Raw genomic sequence first — 2,631 nt, forward strand, 5'->3', positions numbered from 1 at the left:
CCCGCGCTCCAGCCCGCGCCCGGCCGGCAGCCGGGGCCGTTCGATCGTCACCGCCCGGCCGCCTCCGCCAGCAGCCCCTCCTCCACCAGCACGGCGCGCATGGCGCGCAGGCTGCCGGCGTCGGTGATGGGCAGGCGTGGACGGCGCACGTGCCCGGCGGGCTGGCCGAGCATCGTCATCAGCGCCTTGAGCTGGCTCTGGTAGGCGCCGAACTTCCCGGCCCAGCCGCCCGGCAGCCACAGCTTCGGGAAGAGCCGGTCGCTCGCCACCGCGTGCGCCCGCGGCCCCTCGTACTCACCGCGCCAGTACGACTCCCAGAACGCCGGGTCGGGCCGCCCGAACAGCGAGCCGCCGCCGACGGTGCCGTCACCGCCCTCGGTGCGCAGCACCTCCAGGCCGCGAACGCTCATGTACGGGCCGAAGACGCGCACCCGGTCCCGTACGCGCCGCGAGGTCGCGAAGAACTGGTCGGCGTCGGGCGTGCTGTCCTTGATGGCCACGATCTGGTCGATGTCGGCGAGCCTGTCCGCCAGCTCCGTGCCGATGTCGACGCCGCTGCCGTGCGGCCAGTTGTAGACGGTGATCGGCCCGTCCACCGCCGCGTCGAGGTCGCGGTAGAACGCGATCACCTCGTCCGGGAAGAGCTTGGCGTACGGCGGCGGCGACGCCAGCACGCCGTCGGCGCCGGCCGCGAGCGCGTGGCGCGCGTACCCGGCGGTCTCCCTGGCGGTGTACGCGGTGCTGCCGACGAGCACGCGCAGCCGCCCGGCGGCCTGCTCGACCGCGGTCTCGGCGACCGCCCGGCGCTCCTCGGGCGTCTGGGAGAACCACTCGCCGCACGTGCCGTTGACCACGATGCCGTGCATGCCCTCGGCGACGTAGTGGTCCACGAGCGCGCGCAGCGTGTCCAGGTCGAGGTCCCCCGCCTCGGTGAACGGCGTGACGAAGGCCGGGTAGTACCCCTGCCAGTCGACGTCGTCGCGATTCATCGCTTCTCCCTTCGAAGAGTGCCGGTGGCCGCCCGGTCGAGCGAGTACCGCTCGGGGAAGGGCGAGGCCACCGGCGAGGTCATCTGCTCGGCCAGGCGGCGGGCGAAGTACGGGCTGAAGGTGAACCCGGTCGACGACACGCAGGCGTGGAAGCCGGGCACGAGCGCGGACTCCCCGACGACGGGCGAGAAGTCGTCGGTGAACACGATCACTCCGGACCAGGTCCGCACCACCCGTACGTCGGCGAGCGCCGGCAGGACCGACACCGCCACCGCCGTGCTGCCGGCCGCGCTGTGCCAGCTCGTCGGGTAACGCCGGGGGCGCGGAGCGTCCGGCGTCGGCCATCCCCCGCCGATGATGAAGGTGTTCTGGTCGGTCTGCTTGAGCGTGAGCCGCCGCCCGATGTGCTGGACCATGGGCGTCAGCAGGCGCGGCCGCGGCTCGGTGACGTTCACGTGCAGGCCCTCGCTGCGTACGGGGAGCCGCAGGCCGACCATCGCGGCCGGTTCGCCGCACCAGGCGCCCGCGCAGTCGACGACGCGGTGCGCGTCGATCCGCCCGGCGCCGGTGTGCACGGTGAAACGCCGCGCGCCGGTGTCGCCGTTCACGTCGATGCGCCGCACCTCGGTTCCGGTGCGGATGAGCGCGCCGTGCTCCACGGCCCGCAGCGCGTACAGCGGCGCGACGACCAGCGGGTTGGCGTGGCCCTCGATCGGGCAGTACGTCGCACCGACGACGGTCTCGGCCAGGTACGGCGCGCGCCGCCGCAGCTCCGCGCCCGTGACGACCTCGGTCTCGATGCCGGCCAGGCGTTCCAGCTCGTACTTGTCCCGCAGCGTCTGGAGCTGCTCGGGGGTCTCGGCGACCATCCAGCCGCCGGTCTCGTGCAGGTCGAGGGAGCCGTCGAGCTCGTCGCCGAGTCCCTTCCAGACCGAGTACGCCTCCAGGCTGAGCCTCGCCTCGTCCAGCAGCCGCTCGCGGTCCGCCTCGGCGCCCTGGCCGGAGAGCTGGTGGATGGCGAGCTGGAGGTGGAAGCTGCCGGCGTTGGTGCCGGACGCCTCCCGGTTGAGCTCGCCGCGTTCGACGAGCGTGACCTCGACCCCGCTCCGGGCAAGGTAGTACGCCATCGCGGTGCCCGCGATGCCGCCGCCGATGACGAGCACGTCGGTGCTCGGCGGCAGCGGCGCGTGGCTGTGCTCGGCCGGCACCCAGTGCCGGGACTCCAGCGGTCCGGCGGTCACGGCCTCGTCCCGTCCCCGGCCGCCGCGTCCTCGGCGAGGAACAGCGTCGGGCCCTGGATCGTGTGGTCGGCCAGCGCGCCGATCGGCACCGGCCGTACCGGCATGCGCGGCGTGGCCAGCGCGACCTCCTCGATGGGGCGGCCGTGGTGCCGGGTGATGAGACCGGCGACGTGCCGCTGGCAGATCCGTCCCTGACACGGCCCCATCCCGGCACGGGTGTAGCCCTTGACCAGGTTGATGTCGTCGGTGGACGCGATCGCCGGCGCCAGGTCCCGCCGGCGGACCTCCTCGCACCGGCAGATCACCGTGTCGTCGTCACTCAGCTCGTAGACGCCGGGCCCGACGCGGTACAGCCGCGCGGTGGCGGCGCTCAGCGCGCGGCGCCGGTCGAGACGGCGGCG

Annotated in this window: 3 protein-coding genes; all 3 read right to left on the bottom strand. The window is 74.0% G+C overall.

The window, feature by feature from the left end:
- Nucleotides 1-47: 47 nt before the first annotated feature.
- Nucleotides 48-989, bottom strand: coding sequence for a dihydrodipicolinate synthase family protein (locus tag ACFFNX_RS47255; protein ID WP_378212946.1), 942 nt, complete (start codon nucleotides 987-989; stop codon nucleotides 48-50).
- Nucleotides 986-2,230, bottom strand: coding sequence for an NAD(P)/FAD-dependent oxidoreductase (locus ACFFNX_RS47260; RefSeq protein WP_378212947.1), 1,245 nt, complete (start codon nucleotides 2,228-2,230; stop codon nucleotides 986-988). The genes ACFFNX_RS47255 and ACFFNX_RS47260 overlap by 4 nt, the downstream gene beginning before the upstream one ends.
- Nucleotides 2,227-2,631, bottom strand: a 405-nt coding sequence (locus tag ACFFNX_RS47265; protein ID WP_378212948.1) for a (2Fe-2S)-binding protein, incomplete at its 5' end; no start/stop codon positions are given. The genes ACFFNX_RS47260 and ACFFNX_RS47265, both read right to left, overlap by 4 nt.

Origin of the sequence: Actinoallomurus acaciae, assembly GCF_042429965.1 — a bacterium.
GTDB classification, from domain to species: domain Bacteria; phylum Actinomycetota; class Actinomycetes; order Streptosporangiales; family Streptosporangiaceae; genus Actinoallomurus; species Actinoallomurus acaciae.

What these genes read in the sequence shown, in the direction of transcription:
- ACFFNX_RS47255 (WP_378212946.1), bottom strand. Translation starts at nt 989, where the DNA reads ATGAATCGCGACGACGTCGACTGGCAGGGGTACTACCCGGCCTTCGTC.